Here is a 14,836-nt window from a genome sequence, read left to right on the forward strand (position 1 = left end):
CGCCTTCGCAGGATAATAAAAGCTAATGGGCATCGCGTGGTTTTCGGTAAACGTCTTCAATACAACTGTATTTTTTACGGATTTTTTATGGAAGAACATGATGTTATAGCGCATGTTAAGAATACTAAATCACGGGCTGGGCATATGACACCGTTCACACCATGGGTTTATCGTAGCAGGGATATTTATCGACACTGGGCGCCTGTCTTTAAAATCATCTCGATTCTCTGGATTGTGCTAGCCACGTTTATGCTGGTACCCCTGGTTGTATTACTTCTTGAAAATGATCCAGATGCGCCCGCCTTTGCTGTTTCCGTGCTGATAATCATCAGCGCAGCCGCGCTGACCTGGCTACTTACCTATCGGGCATCGCTGGAACTCAAGCCCTGGCAGATGTTTATCCTGACCGCGGCAAGTTGGGTCACGATTAGCGGCTTTGCCAGCCTACCGTTGATACTGGGTGCTCCTCAATTAACCTTCACTAACGCCGTGTTTGAATCGGTATCGGCGATTACGACCACCGGCTCTACCATTCTGGTCGGCATTGAACACTTCTCCGATGGGTTGAAGCTGTGGCGAGGGTTGATGCAGTGGATGGGCGGCATTGGCATTATTGTGATGGGCATTGCCATTCTGCCTTTTCTGAAAGTTGGCGGTATGCGGCTGTTTCATACCGAATCATCCGACTGGTCGGATAAAGTCATGCCACGCACTGGCGGCATTGCTAAAGCGACGTTAACGATTTATGTCAGCCTCACCTTGTTCGCGATTGGCAGTTACTGGTTTGGCGGAATGACGCTGTTGGACGCCACCGTTCATGGTATGAGTTCTCTTTCTACCGGCGGTTTTGCGAACTCAGACGCCTCCTTCGGCGCTTACAGCGAGCAGCCGTGGCTACTTTGGATGGCGAGCTTATTTATGCTCAGCGGCGCATTACCGTTTGTGCTTTATATCCGCTTTATACGCTCATCACGTGATGCTCTGTGGAAAGACCAGCAGGTGCGCGGTCTTTTGAAGCTTTTATTGGCTGCGATTTTAGTGCTCAGCGCTTGGCGAGTCCTGCACGGCGATAACTGGTTTGTGTCGTTAACCCATGTCACTTTTAATGTGGTCTCCGTAGTGACCACCACCGGCTACGCCTCTGATGATTATACGCTGTGGGGAGCGCTGCCGGTGGCCGCCTTTTTCTATTTGACCTTTGTCGGTGGCTGCAGCGGCTCGACCAGCGGCGGGATGAAGGTCTTCCGCCTACAAATTGCTACCTTAATGCTGCGAAACCAGTTGCGCTACTTGATCCATGCCAATGGCGTGTTTACCACTCGTTATAACCAACAGCCGGTAACTAGCGATATATCGCGCAGCGTGGTGGCGTTCTCATTTTTCTTCTTTATCACCATCGCCGCCCTGGCACTCAGCCTATCCGCGCTGGGGCTGGACTTAGTCACCGCGCTTTCCGGCGCCGCCACCGCGGTGGCCAACGTAGGGCCTGGGCTTGGCGATATCATTGGCCCCGCCGGTAACTTCTCCTCCCTACCGGACGCAGCCAAGTGGCTGCTATGCATTGGCATGCTGATGGGGCGCCTAGAGATACTAACGGTGGTCGTATTACTAACGCCGATGTTCTGGCGGCGCTAGTGAATCACCATGAAGGGCAATAATGTCATGCCGCTTAGCAAACCGATGACTCGATACTTCACGCAATTTGTTCGCCAATTGCGTGTTCCAACGCAGTGCGAAATTATGATTGCGCTGACAAGCACCTGCATCGCCCTGCTGATCGCCTGGGGGCTTTACGCATGGCTCGCGTTAGCCAATCTTTCGCTGATCTTTCTTACCGCGGTGCTCACCAGTGCCGTATTGGCGGGCAGCTACGCAGCATTACTTAGCGCCCTACTAGGCTTTCTGACCTTTAATTTCTGCTTCACCGTCCCGCATTTTTCGCTCGCGGTTGAAGAGCAAGAGCAGCTTTTAACGCTGTTATTCTTTCTGCTGGTGGCGTTGGTCGTGGGCAAGCTCGCAGGAGATAGTCGCCGTCGCCTATTAGAACTTAGCGCCGCGCGCTTGGCAGAAGAGCAAGAAAGGCTGCGTTCGGCACTACTCTCGTCGGTTTCCCACGACCTGCGTACCCCACTGGCGTCAATTATTGGTGCAGCCAGCTCGCTACGTACACTGGATGCACAGCTAACCCAGCAGGATCGCTTCGAGCTACTAGACGGCGTGCTTAGCGAAAGTGAACGGTTAAACCGTTATATACAAAATCTGCTGGATATGACCCGTCTCGGCCATGGTGACATGAAAATCGAGCGTGATTGGGTTGCTTTTGACGATCTGGTGACCTCGGCTCGTAAGCGCCTAGCTAGCACACTTGAGGGTCTTCAAGTAAAGCAACAGTGGTCTGACGATCTACCATTACTCTATGTTCACCCCGCTCTGATTGAGCAGGCATTGGTCAATGTGCTTGAAAATGCAGCCCGCTTCTCACCATTCAATGGTTGCATCACTATTGAGGCTCACTGCGCTGGTAATCACCGTTCAGTTGAAAAAAGCTCAGCTAAGAACTGTTTTGATGGCACATCCACCCTGTATTTTTCGGTCACCGATCAAGGCCCAGGAATACCGCCTGCGTTACGCGAGCGGGTATTTGATATGTTTGTGACAGGCAATGAAGGCGATCGCAGCCTACACGGCAGCGGCCTTGGATTAGCGATTTGCCGGGGCATGCTGGGCGCTCACGCAGGGCATATTTACGCAATCCCAGGGCCTGCTGGCATTGGCACCACAATCACCATGATGCTGCCTATATCGGCACCCAGCGAGGACGCCGAGAATGACGATTGATCAAGCGCGGATATTAGTCATTGATGACGAACCCCACATTCGCCACTTTCTGCGTATCAGCCTAACCTCACAAGGTTTCCAGGTCATTGAGGCAGCCAATGGTCGAGAAGGGCTTGAAAAACTCAATACCGGAGCCCTCCCCCCTAATGTAGACATCATTTTGCTGGATCTTGGTCTACCCGATATGGATGGCCAGCAGGTGCTTGATGCTATCCGAAAGCGTTGCGAGGTGCCGGTCATCATCGTCTCGGTACGCGGGCATGAGGCTGAGAAAGTTCGTGCACTGGATAACGGAGCAAGTGATTACGTCACCAAGCCATTTGGTATTCAGGAGCTTCTGGCGCGTATTCGAGCCCTGTTAAGACGGCGCGTCAGCAATTCGAGCACCCAGCGCTACCATCATGGCGGCTTACTAGTGGATATTGCAGCCCATCAGGTAAGTCTGAATAACGAAGCGGTTCATTTAACCCCTAAAGAGTTTGCCGTTCTGGCCCACCTTATCGCCTCCGCTGGGCAAGTCGTCACACAAACTCAGCTACTTCGTCAGGTATGGGGCCCCACCCACCAAGATGACTCCCACTATTTACGTATTGTCGTGAGCAAACTGCGTTACAAATTAGGCGACGATCCCCAGTCACCTACCCTATTACAAACGGAACCCGGCATTGGCTACCGGCTCTCTCCTGAACCCGACCGTGAGGATAAGAGCGTATGAAAATCATCATTCTCGGCGCCGGCCAGGTCGGCGGCACCCTGGCAGAACACCTCGCCCGCGAGGAAAACGACATTACTGTCGTTGATACCGACGCCAAAAAACTGCGTGACCTACACACCAAACTCGATATCCGTACCGTGACCGGGGCGGGTTCTTACCCCATTGTGCTGCGCCAGGCAGGCTGCGAAGACGCCGATATGTTGATCGCCGTCACCAACAGCGACGAGATCAATATGATCGCCTGTCAGGTCGCCCACACACTGTTTCGGACTCCGACCAAAATTGCTCGCGTGCGCGCCACGGCGTACTTAACCCGCAAGGGCCTGTTCGCCCACGAAGCCATCCCCATTGATGTACTGATCAGCCCCGAACAGGTGGTGACCGACCACGTGCGCCGTTTGATTGAGCACCCCGGCGCCCTGCAGGTGCTGGAGTTTGCCGGCGGCTTGGTCCAACTGGTAGCGGTAAAAGCATTTTACGGCGGCCCGCTGGTGGGCCAGGATTTGGCTTTTCTACGTCGCCATATGCCCAACGTGGATACCCGCGTGGCGGCTATTTACCGCCGCAGCCGACCGATCATTCCCCGCGGCGATACGGTCATCGAGGCTGACGACGAGGTGTTTTTCCTCGCTGCCCGTCTGGATATTCGTGCGGTAATGAGTGAACTGCGCCGGGTCGAGCGGGACTTCCGCCGGGTAGTGATCGCCGGGGGTGGCAATATCGGCGAGCGGCTGGCGGAACATTTGGAGCATAGTCACCAGGTCAAGATCATCGAGCACAGCCTGGAGCGCTGCACCACCCTCTCTGAGCGGCTGGATCGCACCGTGGTGCTCCATGGCAGTGCCACCAGCAAACGCCTGTTGGAAGAAGAGAATATCGAAGAGTGCGATATTTTCTGTGCGCTGACCAACGACGACGAGGTCAATATCATGTCGTCGCTGCTGGCTAAGCGCTTAGGCGCCAAGAAGGTGCTGACGCTGATCAACAACGCCGCTTACGTCGATTTGGTACAAGGCGGTGAAATCGATATCGCCATTTCGCCCCAGCAGGCCACTATCGGCAGCCTGCTCACCCACGTGCGCCGCGGTGACATCGTTAACGTCCATTCGCTGCGCCGGGGCGCCGCCGAGGCGATTGAAGCCATCGCCCACGGCGACAAGCAGTCCTCCAAAGTGGTGGGGCGCACCATCAGCGATATCGACCTACCCGAAGGCACGACCATCGGCGCGATTGTGCGCGGTAAAGAGGTCATCATCGCCCATGGCAATGTCATGGTAGAAAGCGGCGACCATGTGATTCTGTTTGTGATCGACAAGCGCCGCATCCGCGATGTGGAGCGCCTGTTCCAAGTCGGTCTTACGTTCTTTTAACTGGCGCTTTTGAGTGGCTAGATCTCAACCGCGCGGCCAATAAACTCAATCGGCCCGGTGGGCAGGCCGGTGGGCGAACCGGTGTCGTCTTCCAGTGTTAGCTCAAATAGCTGGTTATCCTCAAGGGGTGGCAGTTCATCCAAGCGCAAACGGATCGGCTGCCCTGGCTCCACCAACCCCAATGACACCGGCGCCTGCCACTCATCTGCTTTGGTCCAAAACTCTAGCGCTTTACCTTCGGGTACTTCGAAAGTGCCCAACGGGATCAGCTCAATTTCCTGGCGCGTTGAGGCCTGCACTACCCAACCCGCTGACTGTGTTTGCGGCGCCAGCAGAACCACCATGTACTCGGGGGTCGTCGGTTCAGTGACTTCATTGGCCAGCATCACGCCCAATACTAGCGCCGCCGCTAAGCCAAACCCGGCAGCGCCACGCCAAAGCGGCAGGCTGTGCAGCATACGGCGGGGTCTTGGCGGCACGGCAGAGGCAGGTCGAGCACGCTTAGCAACCGCCTCCCGTGACGCTAAGCTGCGCTCAATACGCGACCATAAATTGTCAGAAGGCGTTACCGGGTCGGTGATAGCGGTATAGGGCAAGAAACGCTCTTCCCAAGACATCACGGCTTGTTGCAATTCAGGCTCGTTAGGTAGCCGGGCCTCTAGCGCTTTACGCTGCTCTAACGACAGCGTACCCAGCACATATTCACCCGCTAAAGTATGGTCGTCTTCGTGTTCGTGCTGACTGGGACGGGTCATGCCATACACTCCCGTAGGCGCAGCAAACTGCGTTTTATCCAGGCTTTTACGGTTCCCAGCGGCGCGCCGGTATGCGCAGCAATTTCCGCGTGACTAAGTCCATCAACATAGGCATGGAGTACGCAGTTACGCCGCTCCGGCTCAAGCGCTTCCAAACAGCTATCCATCCGCTGGCCGGTTTGCCAATCGAAGGCTTCATCGGCAACAGAGGTGTGCTGAAAATGTTCATCGAGATCTAATTCGGTGGAATCGTGACTATCAAAAGTGACTTCACGGTCGCGATAACGGATGGCGTTCAGTGCCAGGTGACGCGCCACGCTAAATATCCACGTTCGCGCGGATCCCTTGGCGGGATCAAAACTATCGGCACGCTGCCAAATATTAAGACAGGCATCGTGGACAATATCCTCGGCCATACCACGATCCTTGACGATTCTTATGACCACGCCTAATAGTCGGGCACCCTCATGTACATAAAGTTGGTGCAAAGCTTCATGCTCGCCACGAGCACAGTTAGCCAATGCAGCAGCATGATCAAATTCTGAAGACACGTCAGTCAAACCTCAGCTCCCTGGTGACGGCACCGACGCCGGTCGTCGTTCTCGCAAACAGCATAGCCGCTAGGGACTCGCCAAACGAGCCCCCGGTTGAATGAGCAATTTTGCGGACTTATTCAGCCGTCCAGAAGTGGTAATCGGCTTGGTAAGTCACTACGGCGATCGCACCCTCATGATCCATATCACAGGCCACATCAGGTGCAACCCCACCCTGGGTATTCAGCCTTTGAATGTAGCTAACGCCGGTCATTGCGCCTTCACCTTCCGCGGGGTTGGCTTCAACAAGCTGTAGCGGAATGTTGCCATCACCATTGGCTGCCGTGGCTAGCTGAGTGCCGGTAATTTTTGAACCATCCAGCGCCTCCCAGGTAGCGGGCGGGCCGTAGTAGCTTCCCACTTGTGTGCCTTCACTGTCGTTCAGTGCAGCGTGGGGGCCTTTGAACACCCAGCCCATATTACCGTCGTCCTTGGTTTCGCACATGTAGGTAATAGCGCCAACACCCACGGTTTCGAGGGCGACGGTATTACCGTCCGGTACCTGGACATCCGCGGGCGTCATGTCGGCCAGCGCGACGTGACTGAAGGAGGCAATCAAGGTAGCGGCGAGTGTTGCACGCGTAAGAGGTTGGATGGTCATTTTCAGTCTCCTAAAAGATTTTTATCAGCCGCCATCAATAGCAGCGGTATAGGGATTACCCGCGAGGAGACGAATTGGATGCACTTTTATTGAAAAAATAAAACGGACACTTTTGCTTTTCTAATAACTCAAGAAAAAGCCCGCGACAGGTCGCGGGCAAAGAGCAATGGAAGAGAAACAGCTACAAGCTAGCCTTTCATGGCTTAGAACCACACCTCTGACTGAACGCCGAAGGTCCACTGTCCACCGGCAAAACCTTCATTACCTAATGAGCTAGCGCCATAATTGTTCAGGTCGTCATCCCAATCGCTGAAGGTAGTAAACAGACGAATCTCAGGGCGCTGCCAGAAGCCGCCTACTTCAGGCTTAAAGGTAGGTGCGATTGTGAACTTGCTGAAGCCACCGTCTACCGCGTTACGCCCGTTATAACCCTGCGGATCAAGATCCATCCACTGATAGCCAGCTTCGTATTGCATTTCGAAGTTTTGCGTTAGCTCATTTGCCAGGCGGACGTTAAGGCCTGCCCAGTTGTACTTGTCGCCCTGGACATAACGGTCTTCACTGGTTTCAGCCAGAATAGAGGGGGCTATACGCCACTGAGGGGCAATATAGGTGGTGCCGTAGACCGCCAGACGAGTGGCGGTAGCGTCATCCGTTAGCTCACCGCGCGCACCAATATTTTTGGTCTCGGCGCCGAGCCCTTGTCCATGCAGTACTGCCGCCTTGAAGCTACCTTCCCCCATACCGAAGAAACTGTCACCGTGATAAGCAATCATGGTGTGGAAGCCGGTATCGGCAGCGGTTTGGCCTACTCCAATATCACGCTCGTCATTGTCAGCGGCAGACATGCCGTTAACCATCCACTGCCAGTTACCAAAGTAGTTGTTAGAGGTCAGAATCAGGTTGTCCGTATCGCCCTCAAGGCCAGGATCTTCACTGCTTACCAATTCAAAGTCGGCAAAACTACGGCCATAAATCGAAAGGTTGGACTTCCAATTGTCTGCCAGCTGCATGTCGTAGATACCGCCACCGGTACCGGCGAGGAAGATCACGTCGCTGTCGAGCCAGTGAATATCGAAGTTGTCTCGATCAAAGCGTTTACCGGCCCAGATAGAGACATCTTCAAATGCGCCAGTAAAACTGGGAAGATCACTGAATTCGGCAAATACCTGGCGCACGTTGATATCCGATTCACCGCCAGTCCAATCATTGCTGGAAGTTGTACCGTCAGCAATCATGGTGCGATATAGCGCTTTGGCACCGTTATCAAATTGCATACGGTAATTGAAAATAGCTTCAGCGTAGGTATCAGGCTCATTACCCAAACGGCCAACGGCGCCGCCTTCACCACCCGCAGGGGTTAAATAGGGGCCAGCATTTTCGCTTTTGCCATCTTCGCCAATCAGTAACCCTGAGCGGGCATAAACGTTAAACGAAAACCCCTCTTCGCCATCGGCGTAACGCTCCACCCGCGCTAGGCGTTCTTCGATCTCTGCATCGCTTTCCGGCGCGACCTGGGACCGCTCGGCGACCTCAGCAGAGTTATAGTCAAATCTGGTGGATGGCGGTCAGGCGGCAGTCCTGTCTGACTGATCGGTTACTTGCTCTCCATCCTGGAACCGGACGTTGTTCACGACCAGTTCCAGCTTGCTGAACCCCTTGATGCGCTTCCAGCGCTTCTCGGCGCTCTGGAGCAGCTTGAAGACCATCGCCAGGGTCGTCGCTCTGGAGCCGCAGTTCCGGCTGCGCTTGCTCCGCAGGCGGACCGTGGCGAAGGTCGACTCAATCGGGTTGGTGGTGCGGATATGCACCCAGTGCTCTGCCGGGTAGTCGTAGAACGCCAGCAGTTCCTCCCGATCCTTGGCCAGGCACGCCATCGCCTTGGGGTACTTGGCCTCGAAGCGTTTCAGCGTGCGATCGAAGGCCTTGTGCGCCTCGTCGCGGGTCTCGGCCATCCAGATGTCATGCAGGTCGGCCTTGACCTTGGGCTGTACTGACTTTGGCAGCTTGTTCAGCACGTTAGCCGTCTTGTGAACCCAGCAGCGCTGATGGTCGGTCTCCGGGTAAATCTTGCTCAGGGCCGCCCAGAACCCCATGGCGCCGTCGCCCACCGCCAGCTTGGGAGCCTGGGTCAGGCCGCGTTCTCGCAGGCCTGTCAGCAGGGTCTTCCAGCTGTCCGCCGACTCGCGGAAGCCGTCCTCGACGGCCACCAACTCCTTGCGGCCCTGCTCGGTGACCCCGATGATCACCAGCAGGCACAGGCGGTCATCCATGCGCACGTTGCTGTACACCCCGTCGGCCCACCAGTAGACGTAGCGACGGTCTGACAGGTCCCGCTTTCGCCACTCGGTATGCTCGTCCTCCCACTGCTTCTTGAGCCGTGACACAGTGTTGGCCGACAGACCCTTGGCCTGGTCGCCCAGCAGTGCCGCCAGCGCCTCCTGGTAGTCGCCAGTGGAGATCCCCTTCAGGTAGAGCCAAGGGATCAACTCCTCGATGCTGCGGGCTCGCTTCAGATAGGGCGGCAGCAGGCTGCTGTTGAAGCGAGCGCCACCGCCACTGCGGTCACGCACCTTGGGCACCTGCACGCTGACATCCCCGATCCCGGTCTGGACCGTGCGCTCGGGCAGGTAGCCGTTGCGGACCACGGCCTGGCGTCCATCGTCGAGCCGCTGATCGGCATACTGCGCCAGAAAGGTGGCCAACTCGGCCTCGACGGCCTTGGCGATCAGGTCACGGGCACCTTGGCGCAGCAGCTCGTGCAGCGGGTCAGCGACCTGGGGTTCTGGTTGTGAAAGAGTCCGGAGGGTAGAATCGGCCATGGCGTATCCACTCGTGTTGGTTGAGATCTTGGTCGTGATCAATCAACAGGATACGCCACCCTTCCTACCTCCTCCCATACACCAGACTTGAGCTTAACTCACCTCAGCACGGCGCTCGGCGGCATCGGCCCGCTGCTCCGCCGCTTCAATGCGCGCTTCCAATTCTGCAAGGCGCTGTTCCATCGTCATCTGTGCCGAAGCGACACCACTCATCACCATGCTTGCGACGGCAATGGCAATCGCTAACGGCTTCTTGAATGTCATGTTATGCATTGTTATTCGTACCTATTGTTATTGGTTAATATCTTTTAATCCCACGCTTTCAATCGCTTTTTTCAGCCCCTTGTAGCACTGCCTTTGGCTGAGCAGGGATGGTTTCCTCACCAGGTGCATATTTTGATAGCGCTTTATCTGAATCGATTAAGTTAAAATCGAAAACTCTTCCCTTACACAGTACGTTCTACCAAGTAACCAATGGTGCTTTTAAAACCGCTAAGCGAAGCCTGCTGATCTATAACCACCCACTTGAGACGACACGGTTAAGAGAAGATAGACAAAACTTAATCGATTAAGTCATTAATTACCAACTGCCAAGGGCTGATTAGCGACCAATGTCTAAGGCGAGATTTCCAAGCGAGAATTCGAGCATTTTAATAGTTGTCTATCGCACCCTTCGTTTATGATCAGGGCGGCGCCGCACACAGAGGGGTTTGGATTATTTTGTGACCAGTATTCAACTAAATAGCTTATTAATAATTAGTTTTTATAGGGGGCATCGTGCCTGATCAACGCCAAATGACTCTCAAGGACCTTGCGCAGGAACTCGGCGTCTCCACCGCAACAATTTCCAATGCTTTTAACCGACCCGACCAGCTATCACCGGCGCTGCGTGAGCGCGTGTTAAAGGAAGCCAAACGGTTAGGTTATAGCGGCCCCGACGCCAAAGCGCGTAGCCTGCGCACCGGTCGCTCGCGGATTATTGCGGTAATTCTTGCTGAGAGCCTTCCCTACAGTTTGAACGATGCCGTGTCTAGCGAGTTTCTATCGGGTGTCGCCGAAGTTCTCGATGCCCACGGCCATACGCTATTACTACTTACCGGCCGCAATCCCGCCTCGCAGCCGCCCGGCGCTGCAAATATCGCCGACGGTTTTATCGTTTACGGCTCAATGACAAATAACAAACTGCTCAACGAGCTGCCTACTCAGCGCCCCTTGGTATCGGTCGATTTTCATATTGAAGGCTGCCCGACGGTGCATATCGATGACACCGCTGCCAGCTACAAAATCGCTATGCATGCACTTCGAACTCCACCCAAGCGTCCGGCTATCATTAATTTGCGTTTAACCAAGGAGCACTACAACGGACAGATTACGCCTGCTCACACCCTGCTACCCGAGACCAGCACGATTAGCCGGGCACGATTGGCAGGTTTTCATACCGCACTGACGGAACAGGGCATGGATACAACGCAGGTGCCACTATGGAATATCGAAGAGAATACATTTGAAGTAAGTTCGCGGGTGATTGCTGAGATTCTTGACCAGCCTGCAGCGCAACGGCCTGATTTATTGCTGTGCATGACAGATCGCATCGCGCTGACAGCACTAACACTGGCAGAACAGCGCGGCATCCGAGTGCCCGAAGATCTCCGCATTACTGGTTTCGATGGCATTGCCGAAGGGCAACACCGAGCACCGCGTTTAACCACGGTGCGACAGGATAGCGTAGGCAAGGGGCGGGTCGCGGCGCAGATGATCCTGGGCCGCACGCCTCTTGCTCAGCAGCAGCTAAAAGCTGAGTTGATACTAGGTGACACCTGCCCTTAAGCCAGTAACGTTACTTATCTGTCGCCTGCATCGCCAGTGCCGTATCTAGCATACGGTTGGAGAAACCCCACTCGTTGTCGTACCACGCCATGATTTTTACCAGACGACCATTCACACGCGTGTGATTGGCGTCAAAAGTCGATGAGTTGGCATCGTGGTTAAAATCGATAGATACCAGCGGCTCGGCGTTAACAGCGAGCACTGGTGAATTTGCAGCGGCCTTTTCAATAATGCCGTTAATTTCTTCTTTGGTCGTATCGCGGCTGGCGGTGAAAGTAAGGTCCACCAGTGAAACGTTGATGACCGGCACGCGCACCGCCAGGCCGTCAAACTTGCCAGCAAGCTCTGGCAGCACGATCCCCACCGCTGCTGCCGCACCCGTTTTGGTAGGAATCATGGAATGGGTGGCGCTACGCGCACGGTAAGGGTCGGAGTGATAAACATCCGACAAGTTCTGATCGTTGGTGTACGCGTGCACCGTGGTCATCAAGCCATTCTCGATACCAACTGCATCGTTCAAGGCTTTCGCGACCGGTGCTAAACAGTTGGTGGTGCAGGAAGCGTTGGAGACAACCGTGTGATCCGCGGTGAGTATTTGGTCGTTCACCCCATAAACAATGGTGGCATCAGCATCGGGGCTAGGCGCGGATATCAGAACACGCTTGGCGCCAGCAGCAATATGCTTGGCTGCTGCTTCACGCTTGGTAAATAACCCTGTGCACTCCATCACCAAATCAATCTTCTGTTCCGACCATGGCAGCTGTGCCGGATCGCGTTCCGAAGAAATCGTAATGCGGTCGCCATCCACCGTGATGCTTTCAGCGTCATGCTCTACCTTAAAAGGGAAGTGGCCATGCACGGTATCGTGACGCAGCAGGTGAGAGTTTAAAGAAGGGTCGCCCAGGTCGTTGATAGCAACCACCTGAATGCGGTCACGATAGTTATTTTCGTAAAGGGCGCGCAGCACATTGCGGCCGATACGGCCAAAACCGTTAATCGCAACTCTTATTGTCATGATAGCTCCTCAATCAACCAGTGTTTGCAAGTGGCGTACTTTGTAGCAAATTTACTAAAAATACGTATTTAAGCGTCATGAGGCTGATGAATCGCGTTACAACCGCCCCAAAAGGCTAGTAATCATCCGATATGTAGTAAAATTACTATATGAGCGCTATCGTAGTCCAATATTTAATCGCCAACAACTACACCCGTTATTAGGAGAGTGCACACGTGACGAAAGCGACTTCGAACACAGCAGCCCAGGTAGCGACTCCCCCTCTTTCCTATCCTGCCCTCGGTTCCCATATGCCCTTAAGACGTACCAAAATCGTTGCCACTCTCGGCCCCGCGAGTGATCGCCCCGGCGTATTGGAAGCCATGCTGAAAGCAGGCGTAGACGTTGTGCGGCTTAATTTCTCGCATGGCTCAGCCGACGATCATCGTCGCCGGTTAAGCGAAGTACGCGAGATTGCTGAGCGCATAGGGCGTAGTGTCGCTGCATTAGGCGACTTACAAGGCCCTAAAATTCGTATCGCTCGCTTTGTCGAGGGCGCTGTCAAGCTTAATGCGGGCCAAGCTTTCGTCTTGGATATGGCGCTGGATGCCGATAGCGGCACTGCAGAACGGGTGGGCTGTGATTACAAAACCTTGCCCGATGACGTGGTTGAAGGCGACCGTCTATTGCTCGATGACGGGCGATTAGTATTGGACGTGACCCAGGTAGTCGGACAGGAAGTACACACCCGGGTTCACGTTGGGGGCAAGCTCTCCAACAATAAAGGTATTAACAAACAGGGAGGCGGCCTATCCGCGCCCGCCCTCACCGATAAAGATAAGGCCGACCTGAAAACCGCCATTGAAATCGGTGTTGATTACTTGGCCGTTTCTTTTCCACGCAGTGCTGCTGACATGCAGGAAGCACGAGAATTGCTTGGAGAAAGCGGCAAAGAAATCGGTCTGGTGGCTAAGCTCGAACGTGCCGAATCCGTTGCCGACGACACCACCCTGGATGGCATTATCGAAGCCTCAGAGGCAGTCATGGTAGCTCGCGGCGATTTGGGCGTAGAGATTGGCGACGCAGCCCTTATTGGCACCCAGAAGCGTATTATCAAGCATGCACGTACTTTGAACCGCGCGGTGATTACCGCTACCCAAATGATGGAATCGATGATCGAGTCGCCGCTGCCGACCCGCGCCGAAGTCTTCGATGTGGCCAATGCGGTACTCGACGCCACTGACGCGGTCATGCTTTCAGCGGAAACCGCCGCGGGCGATTATCCGGTTGAAACCATTGAAGCGATGGATCGTGTCTGTTTAGGTGCCGAGCGGGAACGCCTTGCTCAAGAATCGGGCCACCGCATTCATGAAGGCTTTGAGCGCATCGATGAAACCATTGCGCTGTCGGCGATGTATGCCGCCAACCATCTAGCCGGCGTTAGCGCGATTGCCTGCATGACGGCAACCGGCTATACGCCACTCATTGCGTCGCGCATTCGTTCAGCGCTGCCTATCGTCGGTTTGGCTCATAATCCTATCGCCCAACGGCGTATGGCGCTTTATCGCGGCGTTGTTTCCATTCCTTTCGACACGACGCATATGGCGCCAACCGAGCTTGATCAAGAAGCTCTGCAACGGTTACAAGCCCATGGTCTTATACACCCAGGCGAACATGCCATCCTCACTCGTGGCGATCATATGAATGCCCATGGTGGTACCAATACTATGAAAATTCTTGCTCTGAATAACGGTGTCCTTGATAGCGAATAGCAGGGCAATAACATTGTGAGCTTTATAAGAAAAATTGATAAGGCCGTAGGGCCAATAAGGAGACTGACGCTATGACTGACGCGCAACCGCCCCGCCAAACCATTCGCACCTTGCAAGCGCGCAAACGCATTGCGCTGATTGCCCATGATGGCAAAAAATCTGAAATGCTCGAGTGGGCGACTCGCTGGCAAAACGCGCTCAGCCAGCACGAGTTGATTGGTACCGGCACGACCGCCGGACGGCTAAAAACAGCGTTAGGGCTTAGCGTGGAAGGGTTGATGAGCGGACCGCTGGGTGGCGATCAGCAGATTGGCGCGCGAATAGCTGAACAGCGACTAGATGTACTGATTTTCTTTTGGGACCCCTTCTCGCCTCAGCCCCATGACCCGGATGTCAAAGCACTGCTACGTTTAGCTGCGCTATGGAATGTCCCCGTCGCCTGTAATGCAGCCACCGCCGACTTCCTGCTTTCATCGCCTTACCTAAGTGAAAGCTACGATATGTCGATCCCAGATGCCAACGCCTGGGCCCAGGCTAGAACGACCTAGC

The 14,836-nt window shown here is 54.7% G+C and carries 13 protein-coding genes and 1 pseudogene; 7 read left to right on the forward strand and 7 right to left on the reverse strand.

The genetic code is table 11. The features are described from left to right. Nucleotides 1-144 precede the first annotated feature (144 nt). The 4 genes from ACW44H_RS11630 to trkA are packed head-to-tail and all read left to right on the forward strand — an operon-like array spanning nt 145 to nt 4,923. Nucleotides 145-1,635 (forward strand): TrkH family potassium uptake protein, encoded by a 1,491-nt coding sequence (locus ACW44H_RS11630; RefSeq protein ID WP_113269700.1) that lies wholly within the window; start codon nt 145-147, stop codon nt 1,633-1,635. A gap of 9 nt (nt 1,636-1,644) precedes the next feature. Then, nucleotides 1,645-2,838, forward strand: a complete 1,194-nt coding sequence (locus ACW44H_RS11635; protein ID WP_113269504.1) for a sensor histidine kinase — start codon at nt 1,645-1,647, stop codon at nt 2,836-2,838. Continuing rightward, nucleotides 2,828-3,553 carry a response regulator gene (locus ACW44H_RS11640; RefSeq protein ID WP_457504638.1) on the forward strand — a complete coding sequence of 242 codons (726 nt, stop codon included), beginning with the start codon at nt 2,828-2,830 and terminating at the stop codon, nt 3,551-3,553. The genes ACW44H_RS11635 and ACW44H_RS11640 overlap by 11 nt, the downstream gene beginning before the upstream one ends. Next, nucleotides 3,550-4,923: a Trk system potassium transporter TrkA gene (trkA, locus tag ACW44H_RS11645; RefSeq protein WP_113269503.1), complete on the forward strand. Its 1,374-nt coding sequence runs from the start codon at nt 3,550-3,552 to the stop codon at nt 4,921-4,923. The genes ACW44H_RS11640 and trkA overlap by 4 nt, the downstream gene beginning before the upstream one ends. A 17-nt stretch (nt 4,924-4,940) precedes the next feature. On the opposite strand, the gene ACW44H_RS11650 is transcribed toward trkA, so the two are convergent. The 6 genes and pseudogenes from ACW44H_RS11650 to ACW44H_RS11675 form a co-directional block, all read right to left on the reverse strand. Continuing rightward, nucleotides 4,941-5,678 carry an anti-sigma factor gene (locus ACW44H_RS11650; RefSeq protein ID WP_113269502.1) on the reverse strand — a complete coding sequence of 246 codons (738 nt, stop codon included), beginning with the start codon at nt 5,676-5,678 and terminating at the stop codon, nt 4,941-4,943. After that, nucleotides 5,675-6,229 carry a sigma-70 family RNA polymerase sigma factor gene (locus ACW44H_RS11655; RefSeq protein WP_241524604.1) on the reverse strand — a complete coding sequence of 185 codons (555 nt, stop codon included), beginning with the start codon at nt 6,227-6,229 and terminating at the stop codon, nt 5,675-5,677. The genes ACW44H_RS11650 and ACW44H_RS11655 overlap by 4 nt, the downstream gene beginning before the upstream one ends. A gap of 118 nt (nt 6,230-6,347) precedes the next feature. Further along, the gene (locus tag ACW44H_RS11660; RefSeq protein WP_113269500.1) at nt 6,348-6,872 is read right to left on the reverse strand and encodes a DUF3455 domain-containing protein; all 525 of its coding nucleotides are present in this window, start codon (nt 6,870-6,872) and stop codon (nt 6,348-6,350) included. Nucleotides 6,873-7,075: 203 nt separating this feature from the next. Next, nucleotides 7,076-8,410 (reverse strand): annotated as a pseudogene (locus ACW44H_RS11665) (carbohydrate porin); the annotation flags it as partial. A gap of 30 nt (nt 8,411-8,440) precedes the next feature. Further along, entirely contained in the window at nt 8,441-9,694 is a 1,254-nt protein-coding gene (locus ACW44H_RS11670) for an IS256 family transposase (RefSeq protein ID WP_113271324.1), read from the reverse strand. Between the two features lie 93 nt (nt 9,695-9,787). Further along, the gene (locus ACW44H_RS11675; protein ID WP_241524651.1) at nt 9,788-9,967 is read right to left on the reverse strand and encodes a carbohydrate porin; all 180 of its coding nucleotides are present in this window, start codon (nt 9,965-9,967) and stop codon (nt 9,788-9,790) included. Between the two features lie 522 nt (nt 9,968-10,489). On the opposite strand from ACW44H_RS11675, the gene ACW44H_RS11680 reads away from it, so the two are divergent. Continuing rightward, nucleotides 10,490-11,521 carry a LacI family DNA-binding transcriptional regulator gene (locus ACW44H_RS11680; RefSeq protein WP_113270878.1) on the forward strand — a complete coding sequence of 344 codons (1,032 nt, stop codon included), beginning with the start codon at nt 10,490-10,492 and terminating at the stop codon, nt 11,519-11,521. 10 nt (nt 11,522-11,531) lie between these two features. On the opposite strand, the gene gap is transcribed toward ACW44H_RS11680, so the two are convergent. Next, nucleotides 11,532-12,536, reverse strand: a complete 1,005-nt coding sequence (gap, locus tag ACW44H_RS11685; protein WP_113270810.1) for a type I glyceraldehyde-3-phosphate dehydrogenase — start codon at nt 12,534-12,536, stop codon at nt 11,532-11,534. 290 nt (nt 12,537-12,826) lie between these two features. Between gap and pyk the strand changes: the two genes are divergently transcribed. Next, complete coding sequence (gene pyk / locus ACW44H_RS11690) at nt 12,827-14,287, forward strand: pyruvate kinase (protein WP_113270811.1); 1,461 nt, start codon at nt 12,827-12,829, stop codon at nt 14,285-14,287. A gap of 71 nt (nt 14,288-14,358) precedes the next feature. Beyond that, nucleotides 14,359-14,835 carry a methylglyoxal synthase gene (locus tag ACW44H_RS11695; protein WP_113270812.1) on the forward strand — a complete coding sequence of 159 codons (477 nt, stop codon included), beginning with the start codon at nt 14,359-14,361 and terminating at the stop codon, nt 14,833-14,835. The last annotated feature ends 1 nt before the right edge of the window (nt 14,836 follow it).

Source organism: Vreelandella sulfidaeris Esulfide1 (assembly GCF_054072535.1).